Here is a 552-nt window from a genome sequence, read left to right on the forward strand (position 1 = left end):
TATTAACTCTTCTCGTCCAATTAACTTTACATCAAGGGAACTAGCTAAATTTATGGCTTGTTTCGTAAAAGAATTATTAGTTACTACCCATGCTTTATTTGCCCTATAAAATCCTTTAGCTGCTGTTATCTCTTGTATAGCCTTTAAACCCACTGGTTTAGAGTGTCGTTTAGCCTGAACGGCTATAACTTCTCCGTCTCTTTTAAGTATTAAATCAGCACCGTAATCGCCCCTGGACTTAGTGACTTGAGAAGTATATCCATTACTCTTGAACAATTCATTTAAATAATATTCAAATTGGAATCCATCCATTTGATCAATGTCACTGATTCCACTATTTTTTAAACGATTTATCTTTTTCCTATTCAATAGAAACAAAATAAAAATTATAAACACTAATATAGTAGCAGCTACCATAATTACGGCTGTTAATGAGTTAGTAATCATATATGTACACATACTGAAGGACAAGATTATTATCGCATAAAAAGATTCTAAATTGTTTTTCTTGCTTGATCTTTTGGCCATTATATTTCACCTCATAAATAAAAG

General features: G+C 31.3%; 1 protein-coding gene. It reads right to left on the reverse strand.

Annotated features, from left to right (window positions below):
* Nucleotides 1-528, reverse strand: a 528-nt coding sequence (locus QD409_RS35645) for a restriction endonuclease (RefSeq protein WP_430765070.1), incomplete at its 3' end; no start/stop codon positions are given.
* Nucleotides 529-552: the final 24 nt, after the last annotated feature.

It is taken from the genome of Rhizobium sp. BR 315 (genome assembly GCF_050577975.1).
Taxonomy (GTDB): Bacteria; Pseudomonadota; Alphaproteobacteria; order Rhizobiales; family Rhizobiaceae; genus Rhizobium; species Rhizobium miluonense.